At 36.6% G+C, this 25068-nt stretch carries 22 protein-coding genes, 4 pseudogenes and 1 riboswitch; of the genes and pseudogenes, 21 read left to right on the plus strand and 5 right to left on the minus strand.

The annotated features are described in order from the left end of the window. Positions 1-41 precede the first annotated feature (41 nt). The 7 genes and pseudogenes from F4V44_RS05325 to F4V44_RS05355 all read left to right on the plus strand — a co-directional run bounded on the left by F4V44_RS05325 (position 42) and on the right by F4V44_RS05355 (position 6189). Entirely contained in the window at positions 42-179 is a 138-nt protein-coding gene (locus F4V44_RS05325) for a DUF1657 domain-containing protein (protein WP_223881815.1), read from the plus strand. 198 nt (positions 180-377) lie between these two features. Beyond that, a complete protein-coding gene (locus tag F4V44_RS05330) occupies positions 378-680 on the plus strand; it encodes a hypothetical protein (RefSeq protein ID WP_150438972.1) in 303 nt (100 codons plus the stop codon). A 314-nt stretch (positions 681-994) separates the two neighbouring features. Continuing rightward, positions 995-1275: pseudogene (locus F4V44_RS05335) on the plus strand (5-methyltetrahydropteroyltriglutamate--homocysteine S-methyltransferase); the annotation flags it as partial. A gap of 101 nt (positions 1276-1376) precedes the next feature. Next, positions 1377-1571, plus strand: a riboswitch (cobalamin riboswitch). 174 nt (positions 1572-1745) lie between these two features. Continuing rightward, positions 1746-2747 (plus strand): ABC transporter substrate-binding protein, encoded by a 1002-nt coding sequence (locus tag F4V44_RS05340; RefSeq protein WP_150438973.1) that lies wholly within the window; start codon positions 1746-1748, stop codon positions 2745-2747. Next, positions 2710-3780 (plus strand): FecCD family ABC transporter permease, encoded by a 1071-nt coding sequence (locus F4V44_RS05345; protein WP_150438974.1) that lies wholly within the window; start codon positions 2710-2712, stop codon positions 3778-3780. Before F4V44_RS05340 ends, F4V44_RS05345 begins: the two co-directional genes overlap by 38 nt. Continuing rightward, the gene (locus F4V44_RS05350; RefSeq protein WP_150438975.1) at positions 3777-5240 is read left to right on the plus strand and encodes an adenosylcobinamide amidohydrolase; all 1464 of its coding nucleotides are present in this window, start codon (positions 3777-3779) and stop codon (positions 5238-5240) included. The genes F4V44_RS05345 and F4V44_RS05350 overlap by 4 nt, the downstream gene beginning before the upstream one ends. A 130-nt stretch (positions 5241-5370) precedes the next feature. Beyond that, the gene (locus tag F4V44_RS05355) at positions 5371-6189 is read left to right on the plus strand and encodes a cobalamin-binding protein (RefSeq protein WP_150438990.1); all 819 of its coding nucleotides are present in this window, start codon (positions 5371-5373) and stop codon (positions 6187-6189) included. A gap of 467 nt (positions 6190-6656) precedes the next feature. Here the strand turns inward: F4V44_RS05355 and F4V44_RS05360 are convergent, their stop codons facing one another. Then, positions 6657-8054: a hypothetical protein gene (locus F4V44_RS05360; RefSeq protein ID WP_150438976.1), complete on the minus strand. Its 1398-nt coding sequence runs from the start codon at positions 8052-8054 to the stop codon at positions 6657-6659. Between the two features lie 433 nt (positions 8055-8487). After that, positions 8488-9480 (minus strand): zinc-dependent alcohol dehydrogenase family protein, encoded by a 993-nt coding sequence (locus F4V44_RS05365; RefSeq protein WP_150438977.1) that lies wholly within the window; start codon positions 9478-9480, stop codon positions 8488-8490. Between the two features lie 393 nt (positions 9481-9873). On the opposite strand from F4V44_RS05365, the gene F4V44_RS27770 reads away from it, so the two are divergent. After that, positions 9874-10413 (plus strand): tyrosine-type recombinase/integrase, encoded by a 540-nt coding sequence (locus F4V44_RS27770; RefSeq protein WP_223881811.1) that lies wholly within the window; start codon positions 9874-9876, stop codon positions 10411-10413. Between the two features lie 851 nt (positions 10414-11264). On the opposite strand, the gene F4V44_RS05375 is transcribed toward F4V44_RS27770, so the two are convergent. Then, positions 11265-12173 (minus strand): EamA family transporter, encoded by a 909-nt coding sequence (locus F4V44_RS05375; RefSeq protein ID WP_150438978.1) that lies wholly within the window; start codon positions 12171-12173, stop codon positions 11265-11267. A 438-nt stretch (positions 12174-12611) separates the two neighbouring features. Here F4V44_RS05375 and F4V44_RS05380 point away from each other — a divergent pair. The 5 genes and pseudogenes from F4V44_RS05380 to F4V44_RS05395 form a co-directional block, all read left to right on the plus strand. Beyond that, positions 12612-12869, plus strand: a pseudogene (locus F4V44_RS05380) (hypothetical protein); the annotation flags it as partial. A gap of 74 nt (positions 12870-12943) precedes the next feature. Then, on the plus strand, positions 12944-13084 hold the full coding sequence (locus tag F4V44_RS27235; RefSeq protein WP_191090578.1) for a hypothetical protein: 141 nt from the start codon (positions 12944-12946) through the stop codon (positions 13082-13084). 143 nt (positions 13085-13227) lie between these two features. Continuing rightward, positions 13228-13338, plus strand: a pseudogene (locus F4V44_RS05385) (IS6 family transposase); the annotation flags it as partial. Positions 13339-13382: 44 nt separating this feature from the next. Continuing rightward, positions 13383-13670, plus strand: a complete 288-nt coding sequence (locus F4V44_RS05390) for a putative quinol monooxygenase (RefSeq protein ID WP_150438979.1) — start codon at positions 13383-13385, stop codon at positions 13668-13670. Between the two features lie 24 nt (positions 13671-13694). After that, positions 13695-14633, plus strand: coding sequence for a sugar ABC transporter substrate-binding protein (locus F4V44_RS05395; RefSeq protein ID WP_191090579.1), 939 nt, complete (start codon positions 13695-13697; stop codon positions 14631-14633). A 20-nt stretch (positions 14634-14653) separates the two neighbouring features. Here the strand turns inward: F4V44_RS05395 and F4V44_RS27240 are convergent, their stop codons facing one another. Both F4V44_RS27240 and F4V44_RS05400 read right to left on the minus strand, forming a co-directional pair. Beyond that, positions 14654-14869, minus strand: a complete 216-nt coding sequence (locus tag F4V44_RS27240; protein WP_191090580.1) for a hypothetical protein — start codon at positions 14867-14869, stop codon at positions 14654-14656. A 319-nt stretch (positions 14870-15188) separates the two neighbouring features. Next, positions 15189-16559 (minus strand): sigma-54 interaction domain-containing protein, encoded by a 1371-nt coding sequence (locus F4V44_RS05400; RefSeq protein ID WP_223881812.1) that lies wholly within the window; start codon positions 16557-16559, stop codon positions 15189-15191. Between the two features lie 348 nt (positions 16560-16907). Between F4V44_RS05400 and F4V44_RS05405 the strand changes: the two genes are divergently transcribed. The 8 genes and pseudogenes from F4V44_RS05405 to F4V44_RS27780 form a co-directional block, all read left to right on the plus strand. Further along, positions 16908-17990 (plus strand): aromatic ring-hydroxylating oxygenase subunit alpha, encoded by a 1083-nt coding sequence (locus F4V44_RS05405; RefSeq protein WP_150438981.1) that lies wholly within the window; start codon positions 16908-16910, stop codon positions 17988-17990. Continuing rightward, entirely contained in the window at positions 17987-19441 is a 1455-nt protein-coding gene (locus tag F4V44_RS05410) for an aldehyde dehydrogenase family protein (RefSeq protein WP_150438982.1), read from the plus strand. Before F4V44_RS05405 ends, F4V44_RS05410 begins: the two co-directional genes overlap by 4 nt. A gap of 32 nt (positions 19442-19473) precedes the next feature. Further along, a complete protein-coding gene (locus F4V44_RS05415; protein WP_150438983.1) occupies positions 19474-20565 on the plus strand; it encodes a tartrate dehydrogenase in 1092 nt (363 codons plus the stop codon). A gap of 216 nt (positions 20566-20781) precedes the next feature. Next, a complete protein-coding gene (locus tag F4V44_RS05420) occupies positions 20782-20979 on the plus strand; it encodes a DUF3311 domain-containing protein (protein ID WP_150438984.1) in 198 nt (65 codons plus the stop codon). Continuing rightward, on the plus strand, positions 20976-22454 hold the full coding sequence (locus F4V44_RS05425; protein WP_150438985.1) for a sodium:solute symporter family protein: 1479 nt from the start codon (positions 20976-20978) through the stop codon (positions 22452-22454). Before F4V44_RS05420 ends, F4V44_RS05425 begins: the two co-directional genes overlap by 4 nt. Before the next feature lie 106 nt (positions 22455-22560). Beyond that, positions 22561-24312: a CocE/NonD family hydrolase gene (locus F4V44_RS05430; protein ID WP_150438986.1), complete on the plus strand. Its 1752-nt coding sequence runs from the start codon at positions 22561-22563 to the stop codon at positions 24310-24312. 289 nt (positions 24313-24601) lie between these two features. Further along, positions 24602-24805: an L-lactate permease gene (locus tag F4V44_RS28115; protein ID WP_150438987.1), complete on the plus strand. Its 204-nt coding sequence runs from the start codon at positions 24602-24604 to the stop codon at positions 24803-24805. Positions 24806-24852: 47 nt separating this feature from the next. Continuing rightward, positions 24853-24954 (plus strand): annotated as a pseudogene (locus F4V44_RS27780) (Fe-S oxidoreductase); the annotation flags it as partial. Between the last annotated feature and the right edge of the window lie 114 nt (positions 24955-25068).

Raw genomic sequence — 25068 nt, forward strand, 5'->3', positions numbered from 1 at the left:
TCAAAGTCCCATCCCCTCAAACTAGACCTTTATTAATGGCCATGATCAAAAAATGTCAAGCTGATTTAGAGTTGTTCGCTCTAGAAACACAATCAGATAAGGCTAAAAATATGTATAATCGTAATGCAAAAAAGCTGGCTGAACTCGAGAAACGACTTTCTCCTTTTTTGAATAGATAGAAACCTTAGTCATTATTATATAACTCACTTACAAATGAGTCAGTCTTTTGTTAAGTTAGAGGGAGTAAACAATTTTAACTGTTGCTTTTTTATTTAACTACTCAAATTTCTATCTTGGAATTTAAAATTAATCATAATTTTAAATTTATAGGGAATGATAACTAAAGTTAGTACATAGGTCATGAAAGGAGAACAATCATGAACAAAAAATGTTTTCTTATTCTTGTAGGTACAGTTTTATCTGCCATGTTAATTACGGGTTGTAACAATAATGATCAGGATCCACCACCGGAAGATAACAATAATGTAATTGAAAACGATGATATGAATAATAACAATGGAAATAATGATCAAAATAATAATCTAGATCCTGAAAATATACCTGGCGTTGATGAAGATGATAACATGTTGAAAGATGATGAAAATGATAACGATCCAGATCCAGAAGATCCAATAGAAGATGCAGAAGATATGGGTAATGGGAATAAAAAAGATGAGTAATAGAACTGGGTAAAAAGCCGATTTTCCTTTATTTAAAGGAAAATCGGCTTTTTAATTATTTAAGACTCACTATGTTTAAAATTCTAGTTTATCGTTTACAATTACCCTTTATTATAAGACGAGTTTAAGTATTATATAATGAATTTCCTAATTTCTTCTATATAGATAATGGTATAATATTACTATTTATAGTTTATCCAAAAGGAAATTAGAACGGATTGCTGTAGAGGCAATAAATATAGAATAATGTGCATGAGGATTATGAAGAAGATCAGGAAATAAAGGATATCCTTCAGAAGAGAATGGAATCTTTTGAACGCCCAGGAGATTTCAAACCATTAGAGTATATTCCTACTGGTGGTTCGCAAGTAATACTCTGTGTATTTACTTCAACATTCGGAGAGTTAGAAGATGGGGAAGCAATCAAAGAACGTATTAAAGAAGCTTCAAAATATGTACCATTAGAGCAGCTATGCATAAGCGCGCTATGCAGATTCGCATCTACTCATCATGGAAATAAGCTGATAGAAGATGAGCAATGGGCAAAATTGAAGTTTATTGTAGATATAATATAGCCAAAGAAATTTGGGGATGAGATTAGGAGTGACAGACAACACCCGGTTTCTGGATTGTGCCTGTCACTTTTATAAAAATAATTTACAAAATAAGAATACTTTACTATAATTCGATTAAGATCATAATACTAGATTAATAGGTTTCTTAAGTGAGATTCATTTGAGACTAAGAGGGAAGTTGGTGCAAATCCAACACGGTCCCGCCACTGTATGCGAGAAGGAAGGTTAGTAAATATCCACTGTGTTTTTAACATGGGAAGGGATAACCAACCGTAGAATCGTAAGTCAGGAGACCTGCCTATTATATTTTTAAACTTCCTCGCGGAAAGGAAAGTTTAAAGTGCAGGCAATCCATTATGCGAAAATTCACCATAGGGATTGCAAGTTATCATGCTATCTACAAGACTTGCATTATATAGCTGCCTTTATACTTTACGCTTTCCACAGGAAAAGCGTTTTTTTTGTTCAAATAGAAAGGGGTAGAAAAGGAATGAAAGAGATTGTAAAAAAGTGGGGGCTTTTCAGTGTTATTCTTCTGTTAAGCATGATGATGTTGATCGGTTGTGGTACACAAGAGGCGAATACGCAGGGTAAAGAGGGGACTGCTTCAAATGATAAGACGGAAGAGGCGGTTCAAAATAATGGAGAGGTATTTCCTGTCACAATAACAGACGATGCCAATCGAAAGGTAACCATTGATGAAGAACCTGAAACCATTGTTTCAATTCAGGCTAGTAATACAGAAATAGCATTTGCTCTTGGCTTAGGTGATAAAATCATTGGAAGATCCGATTACGATAACTATCCAAAGGAAGCACTTGAAATTCAGAAGGTGGGTGGACAAGATATCAATGCAGAGCTTGTTCTCTCTCTTCTTCCAGATATGGCTCTTGTTACAGATTATCATTACAAGACCCATCGGGATATCTTACAACAGTTTGAAGAAGCAGGGATTGAAGTCATTGTTGTTGGTAGTGCTACATCCTTTGAGGATGCATATGGCAATATTGAAATGATTGGTAAGGCTACTGGAACTAAGACGGAAGCTGATGAAATCGTGGCGGATATGAAAGAGCGCCTTCAAGTGATCAAGGATAAAGCTACAGAATCGGTCACAGATAAAAAGAAAGTTTGGGTAGAAGTTTCACCGGGTCCAGATATTTTTACAACAGGACAAAACACCTTTATGCATGAAATGCTTGAATCCATTCAAGCCATTAATGCCGCAGAAGATCAAGATGGCTGGGTCAAGATGACGGAGGAAGAAATTGTTCAGTTAAATCCGGATGTGATCATAACCACGTATGGCTATTATGTAGAAAATCCAACTGCAGAGGTGCTAGGCCGTGAAGGATGGGCAGAGGTGCCAGCTGTAAAAAATGGAAACGTGTTTGATGTTGATAGCGATACGGTGACAAGACCTGGTCCTCGTTTAATTGAAGGAGTCGAGACACTTGCGGAACTTATCTATCCGGAAATTTTTAAGCAATAAAATAGGATGGTTATATATCTTGAGCGGAGGGCTTTTACTTGGTATAAGCCTTCTCAGCTTATTTTATAGTAGTGTTACCGTCCCAATCCCGACTATTTTACATATTATACTCGATAAAGTGTTTCATATGAGTTTGCTGGATGAGGCAGCAAAAAATGAAGAAATGATTATTTGGAATATTCGTCTGCCAAGAATTCTTCTTGCATTTTGTGTAGGGGCATCTCTTGCGCTGGCTGGTGCAGCTTTTCAAGGTCTTTTACGCAATCCGCTGGCAGACTCCTATACCATTGGCGTATCTTCAGGTGCCTCTCTAGGGGCTGTGCTTGTTTTATTTTTTAACGTATCGATTGTTGGATTAGGAAGTTTTACGCTCCCAATTGTTTCTATTATCAGTGGATTCATTGCATTGCTAATTGTGTTCGGACTCGTTCGATTAAGCAGCCGAAGTTTAGCAATAGAAACGATTATATTGGCGGGAATCATTGTCAGCGCCTTTATTAGTGCGGTTGTCTCTCTCCTTATTTCATTGGGGGACCGGGATGCGATGACCCAAATTATTTATTGGTTATATGGCAGTGTTGGAATGAGGGGCTGGAATTATGTTGAACTTATCTTTCCTTTTATGATTATCGGTGCATGTATTTTGTTCTATCACCATCGTGAATTAAATGCCATGGCACTTGGAGAGGAAGCCGCCGATCACATTGGGGTGGACGTCAAAAGAGGGAAAACATTTGTCCTCATTGGTGCTTCCTTATTAACTGGGGCATCTGTCGCGGTATCAGGAACGATTGGCTTTGTAGGACTGGTTATCCCACACCTAGTCCGCCTCGTAACAGGCCCTAATCATGGCTATGTCCTTCCGCTATCCATGTTGACAGGCGGAACTTTTCTCATTTTAGCTGATTTAGCAGCTAGGACGATTATTGCTCCGCAAGAATTGCCGATTGGTGTTATAACAGCCTTAATTGGAGCACCTGTATTCGCGGTATTATTGATTAGAGAAAAATTTGGGAAGGGGAATCGTAAATGATCAACATTCAAAATTTAGTTGGTGGATACAACCATTCCCCTATTATCAATGGCATCGATTTGGAGATTGATCAAGGAGAGTTTTTTGCGCTACTTGGACAAAATGGAAGCGGGAAAACGACGCTTTTTAAACTTATTACAGGACAGCTGCCAATTAAAAGTGGAAAGATTTTAATGTCCGGGGAAGAAATTCAATCACTATCCAAAATTGAAAAAGCTAAAAAAATGGCGGTTCTCACACAGGAAGTCAAGGTATCCTTCGATTATACAGTAGAAGAAATCATTAGCCTTGGACGTTATCCTCATCAAAAGGGTTTTTTTAAACAAATTTCGAATAAAGACAGGAAAGTCATTGATGAGGTTATGGAAATAACGAAAACAAGTGATTTTCGAAAAACGCAGTTTCGTAAAATAAGCGGCGGAGAAAGGCAAAGAGTCTTATTGGCCAAAGCCTTAGCTCAAGAGCCGGAGATTTTACTTTTAGATGAGCCAACCAACCATCTTGATATAAAACATACCTTTCATATGCTGGATCTGTTAAAAGAACGACAACAAACCATGGGATTAACCATTTTTGCAATCCTGCATGATTTGAATGTGGCTTCGCTCTATGCAGATCGTATCGCCTTACTCCATAATGGAAGTTTTTTAGAAGTAGGAGATGTTGACAGGTTAAGAAACGTAGATCAATTAAAAAAGGTCTATGAGGTGAAAGTAAGCTCCCAATCGCACCCAATCGTTCCTAAACCACAGCTTCTCATGACACCCTCTTATGCTGCATCAAGAGAGTTTTATCATTTTGAAGATTCTTATCATATTCAACAAACAGAGGACTGTATTCATGTTCAATTTGATCAGCCATTACTGACCCTCTCCAATGGGGTCATTGGAGAGGGGATTCAGTGGTTAAAACACTTTTGTCATTTTCATGTTGAAAAAGATTATAATAGTTTTCAGCATGAAAAAGATTTACAGAAATGGATGGAAAAATATTCAATCCCTTATAATCAAGCAGCCGGAATGATTAGTTCTACGAAACTAGAAGATACCGTTATGGTCACAGAAAAATACGAAAATATTCAAATGATGGCTATTGTGACAGCGGGGGTAAGGAACGCTGCCAATATCACAAAGAACTCAGTCCGTGAAGTAGCGCAAACCCGCAGTACAATCAATACGATGCTGTTTATTGATGCCCATTTTACAGACGGTACCCTCATGGATGGATACATGGCTGCGACTGAAGCAAAAGTGAAAGCCTTACAAGATCTTCATATAGCAGCCCCTTATTCTAATACGGATGCTTTTGGTACAGCGACAGATACCTTGCTGATTGGACTGACCCAGCAAGGAACAAAAATATCTAGCGCCGGTTCAGGAACGGTTGTTGGGAAGAGAATTGGCGAAATGGTGTATCGTGCAATAAAGGATGCGCTTGGAGAAAATTTACATAAGGTTTAATAAGATGATGAATGTGCGGGGGCGAATATGAAGGATTACAGAGAGGCCCAATAATATTGCAGGTGTTTATAAAATAATATAGAACTACAAATCTACTTCGTAATTTCGGAGTTATAAGGAGGTTTTTATGATGAAATTAATATCCATTTGTCCAAGTAATACAGAATTAATAGGTTACTTAGGTTTAACTCCTTCGTTGATAGGGGTGGATAACTACTCAGATTGGCCGGAGGATGTTCAATCGTTGCCAAGACTAGGTTCGGATTTGGACATTAATATGGACAAGGTTGAAGAATTGCAGCCTGATTTAGTTTTAGCATCACTCAGTGTGCCTGGGATGGAACGAAATATAGAGGAGTTAAAAAAACGGAAAATCCCGTATGTCATTGTCCCTAATCCTAAGACATTAACGGAGGTAGGAGAAAGTTTACTATTTGTTGGAGAAGCTACGAATACTTCTAACAAAGCGAAACAACTATTTAAAAAATTCACTCTTATACTCGAAAAATATCAATTGCTATCGCAGCAAGTTCAAAGGCCAACTAACCTTTATTGGGAATGGTGGGCTAAGCCTATTTTTACACCGGGAGCGAACAATTGGTTGACTGAAATAAGCAACTTTGCAGGGGGGCGAAACGTATTTGAAGATAAGGCTCAAGCAAGCGTAAAAACAGACTGGGAAGAGATAAGACAAAGAAATCCCGATGTGATTTGCCTAGTTTGGGTGGGAGTACAGAAGGAACACGTGAATCCAAAGGTTATCCTGAAACGTCCTGGGGCGGAACAAATGGAGGCCATTAAAAACCATCAAGTGTTTATATTAGACGAACCATTATTTTGCAGGCCTTCACCTAGATTATTACTCGGTTTGAATAAGATAGCGAGCATCCTTCACCCAAATATTTATCCGCCATTTAGCGAAAATATAGATCCTCTTTTAGAGGTATAGAAACGGAATGAGGGGATGAAGTGAACCCGTTCCCATGGCTCACCTTTCTCAGAAAAAAGCAAGAGAGTCCGAAGCGGAATCAACTTCGGTCAAGAGAAGGTAACGCCGGTTTAGTTCATTCTTGCGTTTCAGTAATAAGAAAGGCTCGAGTATACTTACAATTATAATATCTATATATAAGATATGTTTACTCTGTATCTAGTTTGACCGAATCGCTTCTCGTCTACAAGGTATATTTCAACTACCCAGTGTTCTTGACAAGCTGTTAATTGTGGACTTTTTCATAGAAATAGTTCATGGTCTTGTTCATTTCTAAATTTGAAATCCCCATGTTTACTGAGTCTAACATGGGGTTCAATTTTTATTTCTCTCTTTTTATCTTATTACTCAAAAGGGGCAATTAAATACTTATCAAAGACATAAAGTGCTTCAATGAGTGGTTCTTGAGATAATATGGTTCTCCGACATTATTGATAAAATGAAATAATTGGCAGGATAAACTCGTTGAATTTCTCTTGGGACATTTTTCCTTTCTCCACTCTACGAATCCATCCATTAATGTCGCTTAAATCGTCAGGATCAGTAATGATAGGAATCCATTCATTTCGATTATCATAAGTATATAATAAAGGTGCGTCTACGTTATCTTTAAATACATCTGGTAAAACAAGAAACTCCTGAAGTTCATTTAATACACTTCTATAGTTCATTTCCTTGTCACTTTCAAAACGCACATAATAGATGAGACAATATAGGACTTCGGATAATAGATTTTGATTCAAATAAATATTTGGAACTAGCTTTAGAAGCGTTGAAACAATCTCACTATCAAGCTTATAAATCATTTCTAAAAAAGAATAATAGAAAAGAACTTTTATCTTATTTGGAATCTGCTTCTTTTCCATATTTTCTATAAACGGAATTACAGCATCCTGTGTCATGTCTTTTAATAGTATGTGTATAATATTCTCCTTCTCCAGCACTAATCCATCCGTTTTGAGCAGTATGATCAATTCATCAACACGATTTAGTCTGGATAGTAGTGAAGTGTACCTTCTTAGAAATTCTGTTTTATATAAATAGCTCTCGTCATACCCATACCCACCGTCATTATCAAGAAGCATAAAAGGAATACACTCTTGAATTAGCTGTGATGCCATATTATGCTTCCCTTTTTCATACAAAAGCTCAGTGATTTCGAGCCAAGCAAATAATCGATGGTTTATTTGGCTTATACTTTTACTAATTGAAATCCCTTTCTCACAAACATTCATCTTACATAGGTATACTGCTACACATTTAGTGGCATAGGACCTTGATCTCTCGTCAGTTATATAGGTTAGATTATGAATCGTTTCTTCTATATTGATTCTTCCTTTTAGAGTCACCCAATCTTCTAGAATATCAAATGACTGTTCTTTAGGGAGGGAATTTATGAGAGAAGTAAAATGCAGTATATCTTTACTATACGTCAACTCATGAACAATCTTTTGTATTACAGATGGTGATAGTTCCTCCTTGATGTCCTCTTCTTCAAATACGAATCTACTATTAGTTGCTTCTCCATCAAATTCATCATCAAGGTCAAACTTATCGTCATCATCGAACTCATCGTCAAATTCATCATGATATCCAAAATCCTCATCAAATCCGTCTACACTATAAAACTCCTCTTCATCGTCAAAATCACATTCTAAATCCCCAAGGGCATTTTTAATACCTTGATAAACTTCTTCCTTAAACTCTTTATCACGAATGGTACGAGCCAATCTCCTGGCATCTTCAATTTTATCCAGCTTGATATATTTCGCTGCTACCAGAGATTGATATCTTGATCGCTGCCATTCACTGCTTAGCTGCTCCAAACATTTTTTTATTTTGCAACTTTACCACTCCTCAGTTATTAATTTTTCTTGAATACTATGCATGATTAAATGACTAAATATACATTTTGAAAATTCTAAAGGAGGTTATATTTGTTAAAAGACAATTAATAAAATAGACGTATTCCATGTTTAATTGCGAGCATATCATTGTCACGGGATACTGCTTTTTTTGTTTTTTACATCTAACTTTTCGTTAACCTCTCTTCAACTAAACTCCCGTTAGTTTAAGTAGAAACTTTCACAAACTCAATAAAGAAAAGCATATTTGTAAGTTATAGAGCAATTTACGACTGGTAAAAGAATTCAACATAACATAAACTATGTTGAAATGATCAAGTGAAGATAAAAGTTTATGACGTAAAAAAAGACCGTCAATGACGATCTTTTTACTAACACTTAAAGAATAATTAACTCATTTGCTTGTTAAAAATACTTTCCCTTCAGTTATTTTAGAAGATTCAACAACATCAATAGCCTTTTTTACATCCGACAAATCATACCTAGAATCTACCTTCATCAAACGTAATTTTTTATCAGATACTAGCCTTATTAAATAATTAAAAGTTTCTTGCCATTTATCCGCCGAAACATTTTTATTCCAATTCCGCAAATGAAATATATTCGCATTCACCTTTGCTTTATTTACAATATCTGCCCAATTTACTTGTATCCCTGATAAAAGACCGATGGTTATAAAGTTTCCATTGGGGCGGACACTAAAAGCCAAGTCGTTTCCAGATGAACCTCCAATGGAATCAATAGCAGCATCTGCACCCATTCCATTTGTTAATTCCATAACTGTTTCATAAAGCGAAACTTTAGAGGTATCTATCACATAAGAAGCACCGAGATGAAGTAAATCTTCTGTATATTTATTATTTCTAGTCACTGCAATCAATCGAAAACCTAAAATCTTCGATAACTGAGCAAAAATATGCCCAATAGAGGAACCACAAGCGTTAACCAATAAAACATCATTTGATCTTAATTTTAAAACTTCCGTGCAAACCACCCACGCTGTAACGGGATTAATATACATTTGTGATGCCTTAAAATCATCAATAGAATCCGGTATAGGAACGGAAAGTTCTGCTGATGTCTTAACAAATTCTTGCCATGTACCTTCCCCGCGCAAAGGTAAAACTCGTTTACCAATAAGGTTTTTTGTAACGAAAGGACCTACATCTTCTACAATCCCAACTCCTTCATAACCAGGAATACTAGGTAAAGAAATTCGATGCGAATACGCCCCTCTAATTGGAATTAAATCAGAAGGATTGATAGGTCGGGCCAACATTCGAACAAGAACTTCATTATCTTTTGGTGGTTCAATGGTTTTATATTCAATTTTTAATACATCTTTAGGGCTGCCGAATTCGTAGAATTTAATATATTTTGCATCCAAAACTATAAGTCTCCTTAAGGTAATATATATTTTAATTATATCACTTCAAAAAGGCTTCCTTCGTATCCCATTCGTAACATAGAGAATCATTCAAAGTTGTACGTTATGGAGCAATTTATGACTGTTGCAATAATTCAACATAGTTTATTTGAAACAATAGATTTTCAATTCAACATAGTTTATAGGGAGAAGAGAAAAATTTTAATAAAATTCGAAAAATATCTACTTGATTATGGGAATAGAGAAAGTACGTTGAAAGGCTATGTGTAGTCGATAAGAGGATTCTTAAAATGGTTTGATGAATTGAAGGGCGTTGAGTTTAAACGGTTATACTAGGGAAGTGTGAGAGAGTATATATCTTATCTCAAAACAGTTAAACAATCGAAGCCAAAAATGATTAATACCAAGATCAATGCTCTTGTGAAATTTAATGATTTTTTGGTTGAAACGAATGTGCAGCCGGACATAGTCCTTACAAAAAAATTATATGAAAATCCAACAGCCATACGCTTCCTTAGCCAAAATAAGTCAGAAAGACTTGGACAAGTTTTGTCAGCTCGTAATACTAAGGATAGTCAGAGAAATTACGCCATCATTACGATTATGGCTTATGCTGGATTGCGAATTAGTGAAGTCCTCCATTTGAAAATGAATAACTTTAATTTAGCGTCTAGAAAAATGGTTGTAAAAGGAAAAGGAGATAAGACTCGAACCATTTTTATAAATGATAAAGTCAAAACAGCTCTGCAAGGATGGCTTAAAGTCCGAAAAGAAAGCCAAAATGAGTACCTATTTTTCAGTAATCGGAATAGACCGTTAGATCGGACAACTATTAATAAATTGTTTAAGGATTATGAGGAAGGTGTAGGGAAAGAGATCACACTGTACGATTTACGGCACTTCTTCCGTTCCACGCACTTGAAAATGGACTGAGTGTGCATGAGGTAGTGAACTAGGCTGGTCACAGCAACATCCATACTACACTTCTGTACACAAATCCAACAAAAGACGAACTAATTAATAAGATGAATCAATTATAAAAAGAACTATTTCTCTATTCGGGGTAGCGTCAGGAAAATGGGGATTTACAACGTTAAGGAAATTTCCATATTAAAAAGTCTAATTTCTCTATTTTAATGCTATGAAATTGAGAAATTGGACTTTTTTGTTATTCTGGAAAAAGCGGCCTTTTGTTGAATAAACAATAAATGCAGTTTTGTTGTTAGATACTCTATAACGGTTTTCAACCTCATTTTATACGGTTAGCCATTTTATTTTACTTTCAAACTCCCTAATACAAATTTTATAAGTAAGCCAATACTTATTCCAGGAATGAGAAACAACATAGGTAAAAAAACAGGACCGAATAGCCCTCCGGATATCTTTAGATTTGAGGAGTAGATCAACGCTGCCGTTACAAAATAAGCACTAAAGACAAACGGTCGAGGTCATTTGTTAGATAGGGTATTAATGCTATCTGGTATTATATTCGGACTGCTTTCATTCGGGGTTTAATATCACATTGTTCAATCTGAGACAGCTAATTCAATTCGCGCTGGCTGGCCAATTGGATCCCAGTAAAAAATTTGAGGAAAATAAGTGATTGGGTAGGCTCTGAACTTGATTCAAAATGTCATGGCCGATAGCAGAACATAAAAGGTTTATAAACATAGTAAGAGACCAAGGCATATATAGAAAAGCTCTTGGCCTCTTTTGTTTTACTAGGGGAAACAATTAATTGAGAAAACAATCTGGAAAGCAACTAATCAACAAAATTTAGTATTTTATTGATATTGTTCAGTACAATTAGTATCTACTGTTTTAGTCGAATTTTGTTTTTCCTTCAGAATCACAACACAGGATGCCCCAGCTAAAACAATGCAACCACCAATTATTTGAGCAACACCTATTTTTTCATCAAGTAATAAAAAGGAAAAAATAGCTGTTACAACAGGCTCTACCGTGCTGAGAATAGAGGCTTTTGTAGGTCCTATGATGTTCATTCCGGCAAAAAGTGTAAATATGGCTAATACCGTTGATAGCAACACAACCCCAATGATGGCCAGCCATCCAGTGCTTTGGAAATGAAAATGCAGGGTATCGCTTGCCATTCCCCAAATAAAAAAAGATAGCGCTGAGGACATCGTAATAAAGGCACTAGTGATGATAGAGGGGATTTCTTGTGTAACGTGATTCCCAATCACAATAAAAAGGGAATAAACCAAGGCAGAACCCATTGCCAGTAAGATACCAGTCATTTGAATCGTTCCATCCGGTGATCCCAGTATAAAAGCCATTCCACACAATGTAAGGGCGATGGAAGCAAACAAGGGAAAGGAAAAAGATTCCCTATTGATAAAATAGGATAGGATAGCTACAAAGATTGGGTACAAATAAACCAGCAGTGATGCTAAAGAAGCCGGGATATATTGAACGGATAAAAAATAAAAAAGGGATTGGACAGTGTAAAATACTCCTCCTAACAAAATCATCGAGATTATTTGCTTTTGGGATAAGGTCCACTTTTTTAACTTTACTTTTGCATATATAAAAAAGATAAGTGCGGCAATAAAAAAACGTAGAAACAAAAGTGTCGATACGTTTACGCCGCTTTGGTAAGCATATAACGCAAAAATAGGAATAAAGCCAAAACCTACTGCTGATAGAAGAACTAAGAGGTAGCCAATAATCATCTGAACATCTCGCTTTCACTATTGAAATAAAAAATGTATCTCTTATAACTATTCATGCAATTTTCATGCCAATAGAGTATTTCTATTATAGGCATTGTAGATAACGAAATTAACTATCTTGTGAACGGGGATAGAGTTAAAAGTAACTCATGTGAACGGGGATAGAGTTAAAAGTAACTCAATTGATAGTATTCACTCAATATAAAATCAACTAGATTCATTGTGGCATAGTTATTGCTTGTAAAATAAGAAAAATAAAAAACAGTGAAAAGAGGAGCGGTTATAATGAAACAAACTGAAATCATTGTAGAAAAAATGTGCAGTTCAAGATAAGAGATGGCGCCATCTTTTATCGGATATATACCGGTCCTATGAGACAGGGTATTTACGGTGCTTTTGACGAGGATTCCGTACAGTAAAGGCTTGCCACTTTACTAAATCAAAAGCAAATCCATCGTTGTCAACTCTAGAATGGAAACGAACATCGAAGGCATATATTCACAAGGAGATATTTACACTTACGAAGGCAAAGTAAAGCTGATTGCAAGTGGTTTTGGCGAAGTACCGACAGCTGTAAGTAATGCAAAAGTATATATCAATCCTAGTGTAAAAGTTCAGACTCTTCACAGCACGAGCATTACGGGGGTTAAAGAAAAAAAGCGGCACAGCCATTTAATTGATATTAATAAGAAATAAAAGGGAAACCCCATGGTTAACTACACAGTAGTTGGCCTAGATACACGCATCGCTTTCGGGCATGTGGAGCAAAGGTGTCAGATATTTTTGATTATAATAACGAAGGAATTGATTTTTCCACCCTTGATGACAAACCAGATATAACTGATGTGTCTGAAGAACTTGAAGAAGATTTAGAAGATGTTTTTGACTGTTGTCATAATAGATTCCATTAAGGTGGGCTGTTGAACTTATTACTTGTAAATCTGTTCAAGCTAGTTAATTCATTGATCATCCAGATATTAAAATATTTGGATACGAATAAACTGTACCTGTGTGTTAGCTGATATTTATTTTTAGTTTTGTGATCTGATTCTTTTTGTACCAGAATCTAATTTTGCTAACTGTTAGATGGTATCTACAGTACAACCTCAGTTTTTGTGATTTGGTAGAAATGATGGAGAAGGAAGGTCTTTCGATTGCTCATAGCGATTATGCGTTGACCAACAAATTTAAATGAGAGGGAGGAGAACTATGGAACCAATCATTATAACAGCCATTTTAAAACCAAAAGAAGGCTTCCAAGAAAAGCTTTTATTGGAACTAAAAAAGGTTCAATGGGCATCTAGGGAAGAAGCAGGTTGTATAAAGTATAAACTCCACCAATCTGTTGAAGATCATACATTTGTTCTATATGAGGTATGGAAGGACAATGAAGCGGTAGAAAGCCATATTCAATCCAGTCATTACCAAGAATATCGAAAGAATATTACTGACATAGTTTCAATCAGAGAAGTGTATAAACTAGAAGCAATCGAATAATCTAGTAGATTAGGGGGATGGATATTGAAAAAGAGATGGATCATTCTATTAGTTTCTATAATTCCCCTTATAGCTTTAATAAGCTTAGCATTTCAAGAGGATAAGCCTAAAGTTATAGTCGTTTTACAAAGATTAGATATAGAGTATTGGAAAGCTTTTGAATCAGGAGCAAAAAAGGCATTTAATGATTTTAACATAGATGGCGAAGTTATTTCTCCTGACTCTCTATACCCTGTCACTAATCAACCTAATCTATTAAAAAAGGTTTTAAAACAAAACCCCGATGCGCTAATCGTATCTACCACTCATCCATCGGTTGGCAATCCTGTATTGATGGAATACAAGAAAAAAAACATTCCCGTGTTTCTTACGACCACAGACGTTGAATGGGAATACCAGGCCTCATATATCGGAACGGATAACATTGCATTGGGTGAAACAGCTGGAATGTTATTAGGTTCTATGCTTTATCCAGGGGATCAAGTGGCCATTATTCTTGGAAGGTTAGATGATCAAACAATACTCAATCAAAGAAATGGTGCAAAGAAGGTTTTAGAGGATGTCGGAATAAAGATTGTCGCAGAACCATTAGGGTATGATAAATTTGGGAATCCAAGACCAGTAATGGAAAATATCTTACGGAATTATCCAAATCTCAAAGGTGTAGTTGCCACTACTGATCGAATAGCCCTAGAGGCATTAAAAGAAATAGAGGAAAAAGGGTTAAGGATCCCTATCGTCGGAACTGATGGCCTGACCAAAATGGCAGAATCCGTTGGAGCAGGAAAGATAAGCGCTACAGTAGGACATAATCCTTATGATATGGGATATCTAAGCGTGGAACAAGCAGGAAAAGTACTTAGTGGAGAACATATTGAAAAAAGGATTGATAGTGGAATTGATATCATCACTGAAGATAATGCAAAAGAGCGATTAGATTTCCTAAAAAAAATATTAGATTGAAGAGTTCTAGTGCAAAAACTTCAAGACATTTGCATTGACTGCTCCCACAGCTGAAGCAGTGGGCTTTCCCGTTCGGGAAATTCTGTAATGAGATCACTTGGGTTGTCTAACATCGCTTTTATGTTATAAAAATTTTTATCAAGATTAGAAAACAATCTAAGAGAAAAATCTTCTTGTTCTTCTGGTGCTGATTGCTTTACAAGCTTTTTTCGTTTATAAAAGGAATTTGAATCCAAATTTTTATCCTCTGTTCAATCTTTAATGGATATTGGAATCTTGCGCATCTCTGCTAATTATGAAGGTGGGAAAACTTCCACAAATTTGTTTTAATTGATGGAGTAGGAGAATTAGAAAAACCGACCAGATTAAGAATAAAAGCTTATGTAGACTTAATGGCAGAGCACGGCAGGATCCCCATTATTTAAGAAATTGAAGGGGTATTTGAATAAAAAAGTTATCTGGATGTCATCGGTAAAAATTTTCAGGAGCACCCAGAGGTAGACGGCGTTTTTGCAACAAATGATTTGTTCGCGGCATCCAACCGTCCCTCTGCTTTTAATCTTCTATTAAATCCTTACAATATTCGTTTATGAGTTTTACGGCCCTTGTTTGGCTTATGTTTAAATCTTTGGCCACTTTTCTTGTACTTCGGTGCTTTGTATAGGATTTTCTTACAAAGGACCGTTTGACCTGATTGAGTGCGTCATCGAGATGGGGAATGAGTTCCGTGCGAATTTGGACATTTACTTTTTCGACAATGATTTCCGGCAGGTCATGTAATTGAATGATCGAGTCACTTGTAACGATTAGCCTTTCCATTAGATTTTCAAGTTGACGGATGTTTCCGGGCCATGAATATTGGTCGAATAAGTCCAGGCATTCTTGAGAGATTAATTTGTTCATATTATATTTTTTATTAATTTTGTGAAGGAAATTATAGGCTAACGGGATAATATCCTCCTTCCGCTCGCGGAGAGAAGGAATGGTTAAATCGATAATATTTAACCGGTAAAATAAATCCTCCCTGAATTGACCCTTCTTCACCATTTCCTCTAGGTCACGGTTCGTTGCGGCAATAATTCGGATATCGACTGTTTTCGTTTGATGACCGCCAATCGGGATAAACTGCTTGTCCTGAAGAACCTGAAGCAGCTTTGCCTGCAAGGAGAGCGGCATTTCCCCAATTTCATCTAGAAAAAGGGTCCCTTTGTCCGCAGCCTCAATGAGTCCCATTTTTCCTTTCTTTTTGGCCCCCGTAAATGACCCTTCCATATATCCGAATAACTCGGATTCTAAGAGTTCCTCGGGAAGGGCGGCACAATTAATCTTTAGAAATGTTTCACTTTTACGATTGCTGATTTCGTGAATATAATTAGCTAGAACGCTTTTTCCGGTACCAGATTCACCTTGAATCAGAATCGTTGAATCAAATCCGGCAATTTTTTCGCACACCTTCAATAATTCTTTCATTTTAGCCGAGTTTGTAATGATATTCGGAAAATCTTCCTCAGATGCGCTAGGTTTTTGTTTCTCTTTTTCATTTTTTATACTCATAAACGTTTGCAGTTCCCGTGCTGCCGTAACAATCAGCTCAATTTCGTTGTCCTCATTTAACACGGGGACTGCTGTCGTTAACAATTCAGCGCCAATATAGGTTTTTTGCCGAATCGTCACAGGCTTTTTCTCTTTAAAAACCAATGGAACAATCGACGGCTTCCAAAGCCCCATATCCAATAAATCGGTATTATATTTACCGATAACCTCCTGCGGCTTTAATCCGTAATGCTTCTCACAAACACGGTTTACATAAACAATCCGCTTTTCTCCATCTAATACAAATATTTCATCTGACGAGTAATCTAGGATATCTTTTAGCACATGTCCATTAATTTCGATGTCCATTGGGATGTTAGCATCTTGATTCATTGGTGGCAGCCCTCCGATTTTCATATTTTCTAATGTAATAAACCTAAAAGAAAAAAAGTGAATTAATTTTAACTCAATATGAGTTTAATTCAACTCAGAAATAGCGTGGTTAATTAGTAATCATAAAAATATTTTACATGCTCTATCCCAGTTTCATAAAGTTTTTAAGGATTTTTTTAGTAACTTTAAAAGTTGGCATGGTACTTGCTTTAGTAAAAGACAAGAAAGTAATTTACAACATAAAGACGGTGGTGATAAGAGTAATGTAGCAGACAAACCTATTTTATGAAACTGTTTTTATAGATGTACTCTTTAAAAAAATAAACCAATCATTAGGAGGAAAAGAAGATGAGTTATAATCCAGTCCAAAATAAAGCGAATAAAACATTTGAAAGAACAATGACATATGATTTATACACAGATCCAAAGGTATTTGAATTAGAGCAGGAACAAATTTTTTCAAAATCATGGCAGTTGGTTGGACATGTCAGCCAATTGGAAAAGGAAGGACAATTTTTCACAACGGAAGTAGCAGGTGAGCCAATCATCGTTACACGCGGAATGGATGGGGAAATTCGTGCATTTTATAATGTTTGTCCACACCGTGCTACGAAATTGGAAAAGAAGGAATCCGGTCAAAAGAAAATTCTTCAATGTGGATATCATGGCTGGACTTTCCACTTAGACGGTCAGCTTAACAAAGCACCTAACTTTAGCGGTGAAGATGCATCTTGTATCAGTGACCGTTGTTTAAGAGGGGTAAGGATGGAAATCATGCAATCCTTTATCTTTGTAAACTTGGATGATGAGGCGAAAGCACTTAGTGAATCCTATGGCGACTTTTCTGCAAGGCTCGATAAATACCCATTTTTAGGGGAGTTAAAGAGAATCAATTCCAAAACGCGAATCATTAAGGCGAACTGGAAGGCATTTATTGATAACTATTTAGAATGCGATCACTGCTATGTCGCACACCCATCTTTCGTTTCAACATTAGACATGAAAAACTATCAAATCGTTACCTGTGAAAATTATTCCGTACAAGGAACGGTTGTGAAGCCTGATAAACAAATGGGCACTACTGATTTGAATGAAGCAGAAATGCAGGGCGGGGAATTCTTCTGGTTATGGCCGAATTTAATGATGACGATTTATCCGGGACCAGGGAATATCGCGACGATTCAAATGATTCCAATTGACCATGAGAACACATTAGCAGTCTATACCTATTATTTTAGAGATGAAAATTTAACTCAGGAAGAGAAGGATCTAGTGACATTTGCGGAGCAGGTTCGTCAGGAAGATGTGGAACTGGTTGAGCTTGAGCAAATAGGCTTCCGCTCCCGTGCTTTTAATAAAGGGGTCTATTCTCAATCTGAAAAGGCAATTGTCCAATTCCATGAACTAGTATTGGAGGCATTAGGGAAATGACAAACAACGTACAAGAATCGTTACAATTGAAAAAGTATTTATTAATTGATGGAAAAAAGGTAGAAGCTGACAAATATACAAATTTATACTCACCCTATTCCGGTGAAAAAATTGCTGAAATTGCCATGGCAAATGAGACATTAGTTAAAGAGGCTATTTCGGCAGCAGATAAGGCTTTTCCGAAGATTGCCGGCATGCCGGCCTTTGAGCGGGCAGCAATTTTGGAAAGATTCGTAGCGTTATTAACTGAAAGATCAGATGAGGCAGCGAGAATTCTTGCGTTAGAGTGTGCCAAGCCTCTTACTTTTGCAAAAGCAGAGGTTTCCCGAACTATTGAAACATATAAGTTTGCGGCTGAAGAAGCAAAACGGATTCATGGGGAAACTATTCCGTTTGATGCCTCTCCAGGCGGTGTTGGGAGAATAGGCTATACAGTCCGCAAACCAATTGGTGTGATCGGAGCCATTACACCTTTTAACTTCCCGTTAAATTTAGTTGCCCATAAAGTAGGACCTGCGATTGCATCCGGGAATTCAATCGTCCTGAAACCGGCATCACAAACACCTCTGTCTGCCATATTTATTGCGGAGCTATTTCAAGAAGCTGGATTGCCTGACGGTGTCTTGAATGTTGTGACAGGGTCCGGCAGTGTGGTAGGTGAAGCGTTAATCCATGATAATCGCGTGCAAATGATTACCTTTACAGGAAGCCCAGCAGTGGGGATTGGAATCCGAAATAAAGCGGGTCTTAAGAAAACTACATTAGAATTAGGCTCGAATGCTGCGGTTATTGTCGATAAAAATGTCGAGATTGATAGAATAATAGAAAGATGTGTAATGGGAGCTTTTTCAAATCAGGGGCAGGTTTGTATTTCCCTGCAGCGGATTTATGCACATGAAGATATTTATGATGAATTAGTGGAAAAATTAACAGCAGCAACGAAACAGTTGAAAATAGGTGATCCTCTTGATCTAAATACTTATATATCTGCTCTTATTTCGAAAAATGAAACAGAACGTGCAGTTAGTTGGATTAAGGAAGCAAGGCAACAGGGTGCCATCGTATTGACTGGCGGAGAGACACAGGAAGGAATTTTACAACCTACGATTTTAACTAATGTCCATCCAACGTTAAAAGTGTCCTGCCAGGAAGTATTCGCTCCAATTGTAATTGTTAACAAAGTGAGTTCTGTTGATGAAGCGATTGGCCATGTTAACAATTCGCGCTACGGTTTGCAGGCAGGAATCTACACTGAAAATGTTAATCAGGCATTGACAGCAGCTAATCAATTAGAAGTTGGAGCAGTTTTAATCAATGACATCCCGACATTCCGCGTGGACCATATGCCATATGGTGGTGTTAAAGAAAGCGGGACAGGAAGAGAAGGGATAAAATACGCCATTGAAGAGATGACCGAAATGAAATTAATTGTTTGGAATCAGAATTTGTAGTATCAATATTACCATATATAAGGAGACTAGCGATGAAAACATTTAAAATTGCCGTCATTCCAGGTGACGGAATTGGACCGGAAGTGATAAGCGAAGGGATCAAAATTCTTAACAAAATCGCTGAAGTGGACGGAACCTTTCAATTTGAATTTACAGAATTCCCATGGGGCTGTGAATATTACACAAAGCACGGCATCATGATGGATGACGATGGTATGGATAAATTAAAAAAATTCGATGCGGTTTACTTGGGGGCAGTCGGGTATCCAGGTGTTCCTGATTATATCTCATTATGGGATTTACTTTTAAAAATTCGTAAGGGTTTTGATCAGTATGTCAATATTAGACCAATCCGTTTACTGGAAGCCGCACCATGTCCATTAAAAGATATAGATTGTGAAGATGTAAACATGCTGTTTATCCGTGAAAATAGTGAAGGTGAATACGCGGGTGCAGGAGATTGGCTGTTCAAAGGAAAAGAAAATGAAGTCGTCCTGCAAAATGGTGTTTTTTCCCGTAAAGGAACAGAGCGAATTATCCGCTATGCCTTTGAAGTCGCTAGAAAAGAAGGGAAGACACTTACAAGTATCAGTAAGGCAAATGCATTGAATTATTCTATGGTTTTCTGGGATCAAGTGTTTGAAGAAATCAGCAAAGAATACCCGGATGTGAAGACGGCTTCTTATCTTGTTGATGCAGCAGCTATGTTAATGATTAAAGATCCTAAACGATTTGAAGTGGTCGTAACTTCTAATTTATTTGGAGACATTTTAACTGATTTAGGTGCGGCCATTGCAGGAGGCATCGGCTTAGCTGCCGGTGCGAATATAAACCCTGAGCGTCAGTACCCATCGATGTTTGAACCAATCCATGGTTCTGCGCCAGATATTGCAGGAAAAAATATCGCGAATCCACTTGCGGCGATTTGGTCAGCAAGTCAAATATTAGATTTCTTAGGTTATGAAAAGTACGGGAAAATGGTACTGGACTCAGTGGAACAACTATTAATAGAAGGGCAAGTATTAACACCTGATATGAATGGAGTCTCCTCTACTTCTGAAGTAGGTGATCGATTAACATCGATTATGACAGCCCTGTTTGAGTCTAAAAATTTAGTATTTTAAAATAAAAAATTTGGTGTCATGTAGTATACTATTTACATGACACCACTTAAGTTATTTGGATTTTCAAAAAAGGTGTACGTAACATTTACTGAGTATCTATTATGTTTATATACTATTTATTCTATTATTTAAAAAGATTTTAGTAGAGAGAATTTAAAATCCACCAAAATTTTTCCAATATTTGAAATATATAAAATAAAGAAGGAGGAATATGAATTGAAAAAGTTATTATTAGTTCTTCTAAGTGTTATACCGGCCATTGGTTCACTTACCGTTATGAATCGTGTAGAACCTTACATACTGGGTATGCCTTTAGTGGTATTCTGGTCAGCGATCTGGCTCGTTATCACTTCAGTCTGTCTTTATATTAGCTGTATTATTTGTGAGAAACAGGAAGAGGAGGAAAGTAGATGAATAGCTCCTTTATCATTATAATTGGAATCTTACTTTTTGCGTTTTATTTAGGTATCCGTGCAAGAAAAGGACAACAAATGAACATGGAACAGTGGGCAGTTGGGGGACGCAGTTTTGGAACGCTCATGATGTTTGTTCTAATGGCCGGAGAAATGTTCTCAACATTCGTCTTTCTTGGTGCAAGTGGCGCAGCCTATCGATTCGGTGCACCTGCTATTTATATATTTTGTGCGGTCACCTATATCGTACCTTTTTGGATATTGCCTCCTATTTGGAGATATGCAAAGAAACATAATCTGTTAACCCAATCTGACTTTTTTGCTAAAAAGTATGATAGTAAGTCATTAGGATTATTAGTTGCTGTTATTGGTGTGATTTCAATGATCCCATACATTGTCATTCAATTAAGAGGCTTTCAAATTATCGTTACAGAAGCATCATATGGATTAATTTCACCAACTTTAGCTGTATGGATTGGGATGATTGTCGTCACTACTTTCGTGTATATTTCAGGAATCCATGGATCCGCTTGGAATTCCATATTGAAGGATATCCTGATGCTAGTTGCTATTCTTGTACTAGGAATTTATTTACCGTTTCATTATTATGGTGGCTTACAGCCTATGTTCGAAACATTGGATACAACAAAACCAGGATTTTTATTGTTTGCCGATGAAGGTTTAAGTATATCGTGGTATGTATCACTTTGTATCATAGTAGCGTTGGGGCAATATATGTGGCCGCATGTTTTTGGTGCTAGCTTATCTTCTCATTCTTCAAAGGCCTTACGACGAAATGCAGCGATTATACCTTTATACCAGATTCTTCTAGTTTTCATCATCTTTATAGGTTTTACTGCTGCTCTACAGGTTCCTAACTTACAGGGGGCAGATTCAGACCTAGCGTTATTCAAACTGGCAAAAGAAGCCTTCCCACCTTGGTTTGTTGGAGTAGTAGGTGGAGCTGGAATGCTTGCAGCACTTATTCCATGTTCACTGTTAATCTTATCAACATCAACCCTGTTAGCAAATAATATTTTCAAGGTTATTAAGCCGGATACTCCAAATGAAAAACTATCAAAATTAACTCGTATTTTCGTTCCAGTTGTATCATTAATTGCGTTATACTTTACGTTTTTCGGTGGAAATACCTTATTGGCTTTATTGACCATGGCATATAGCTTTGTATTACAGTTATTCCCACCTCTAATCTTTAGCTTTTTAAAGAAAAACCCAGTTAGTAAAGCGGGAGCTTCAGTAGGAATGATTGTGGGGGTAACATTGGTTGCTTATTTAACCTTGACGGGTGCCACTATGGCGACCATTTTCCCAACTGCACCTTCTTATATAAAAGACCTTGATATAGGGATTATCTCATTCACGATTAATACCATTATTATGTTAACTGTAAGCGTTTTTACAAAAAGGAATAATGTAGTAATTCAGAAAGAGAAAGCCGATCCAGTAAATTTCTAAGCTTATGATAATACAAGGAACTTTATAGTTAATTTGTTAGTTAGAGATGGCATGAAAAATATATGATAATTCCTTAGTTTAGAAGTTTTGGGAAAGGAAGTAAAAAATGAAGAAGTTTAAAATCAGTTTAGAGAAAAATGTAGCATGTTCTTTATCAGACGGAACGATTTTATATGCTGATGTATATCGACCAGACGATAATCGTCAGTATCCCGTATTATTAACTCGTCTGCCGTATAATAAGAGTCACCCTTTCTATTCCCATCGTTATTTAGACACAAACCGTCTAGTTGAGAATGGATATGTAGTGATTATTCAAGATGTAAGAGGTCGTTATGCCTCGGAAGGTGAATTTTTTCCTTTTAAATATGAAGGGAAAGATGGGTATGATGCGGTTGAATGGGCTTCCAACTTACCTTATTCTAATGGAGTTGTTGGAATGTATGGCTTATCTTATTATGGCTATACTCAATTACTTGCAGCAGCAGAAAACCCTCCACATTTAAAAGCCATCTTTCCTGCCCAAACATTTAATGATTTAAGAAAGGGAAGTTTCTTTCATAATGGAGCTTTTGGGGTAGGTATGTTACTAACTTGGGCATTAGAATCGATTGCTCCGGAAGAAATAAGACGTAAGTATATAGAAAAGGAAATTTATCAAAAGAAAATGTTTCAACTAGCACAGATAGTTGATCATATTGAAAAGGAATATAAATTCTTTCCACAAAAAGAGTTGCCCTCATTAAAGCAACTAGGAGTGGCTGAATATTTTACGGAACTAATAGAGTATGAATTAGATGATTCATTTTGGGATGAGTTATCGTTAACTATTGAAAAAGTTAGAAACATTAAGGTGCCTGCATTTCACTTAGGTGGTTGGTATGATAATTTATTAGATCCAACTATTAAAAACTATCAATCATTAAAAGAAAATACAGATCATCCTCAAAAATTGATGATAGGTCCATGGGCACATGGTGATTTTAGTTCGCAAATAGGTGAAAGGAAATTTGGACAACATGCTTCACAGGAATGGATTGACTATAAAGAAGATCTAACAAACTTGCATCTTCGTTGGTTTGATTATTGGTTAAAAGGAAAAGAGACGAATATTATGCAAGAAAAACCAGTGAAAATATTTGTAATGGGGACAAATAAATGGCGTGAAGAAGATCAGTGGCCACTTCCTCAAACAACATACATTCCTTATTACTTCCATAGTAATGGAAAAGCAAATACTAGATTTGGAGACGGTTCTTTGTCGGTCGACATAGCAAATGAAGAACCTATGGATCATTTTCTCTTTGACCCAGCAAACCCAGTGCAAACAAGGGGTGGTGGAACACTTTTTGATCAGCCGCATTCGGTCGGTCCTAACGATCAAAGAATAATTGAAGAAAGAGAAGATGTCTTAGTATATACGAGTGATTCATTGACAGAGGCCATTGAAGTGACAGGTTTCATAAAAGTAATTTTATACGCAAAGACGGATGCTAGCTCAACAGACTTTACAGCCAAATTAGTAGACGTTGCACCTGACGGGACTGCGTTCCATTTGACAGATGGAATTGTCCGATCATCGTTTAGAAACAGCTTTAGTAAACAACATGAAAATATTAAAGACCAGATCATCCCTTATGAAATCAATCTATGGGCAACCAGCAATGTATTCTTAACAGGGCACAAAATAAGAGTGGAGATTTCGTCCAGTAATTTCCCGAAATTCGATGTGAATTTTAATAACGGTACAACCATGTTGGATGGAACGGACTATCAAAAGGCGTATCAAACCATTTATCACACAAAAGAATATCCTTCACACATCCTACTGCCGATTATACCGAACAGTAAAATATAAATTTAAAAGAGACGTCAATAAATTTTTAAAAATTTATGACGTTTCTTTGTAAAAGCCAGGCATAGACGGAGAACAGAACTGTACTTCTAAGTAATTTGTATCCAAAGATTATTGGAAGTTTAATACAAATGTATGAGTAGGAGTGGAATGTAAGAAAGTTTATTAAGAGAGTTAGAAAATATAGATTGGCAAATAGGTTTAATCAAACAGAGTTAATTTAACATGGGATTACACAGGGGACGGTTCTACTGTATTTTTAAAAAGAAAATTTAAGTAGAACCAATCCGTTTTGTTTCCTTCTTTTCCGACTATCGTGACGGGACCTCTCCTGATTGTATTAGGCTTTTCATCAATAGCAGCAGCAACAATTGCTTTGATAGCTGATAGCAAATCTGTTGCCTTTGGAGCAGCTACTACTACTGCAGGTAAACGAAATGCAAAAAATTTAGAAATGATGCAAGTTTCATTAAATGAAAGTTTCTCAAGGAAATGAGGAATTAGGGGAGAAATCTGATTTGGAATTTCATCTAGCTCTAGCCGCGACTAGGTTGTGAAATTGATTTTCCTGAATCGCTAGTATGCTGTGGCTAACCGACTTACAATAGCGGGTATGTAGAGGACACGAAACCATCCATGAAAAAATGATTTATCCCTAGTTTCTTTTGGGGGCAATAAACATAAGTCCATTATATTTAAAATAAAGAGCATACTGGTGTAATAAAACTATTAATTTACGAATTACTGTTTGTCATAGCC

It is taken from the genome of Niallia endozanthoxylica (genome assembly GCF_008710145.1).
In the GTDB taxonomy this organism is placed as follows: domain Bacteria; phylum Bacillota; class Bacilli; order Bacillales; family Cytobacillaceae; genus Bacillus_BD; species Bacillus_BD endozanthoxylica.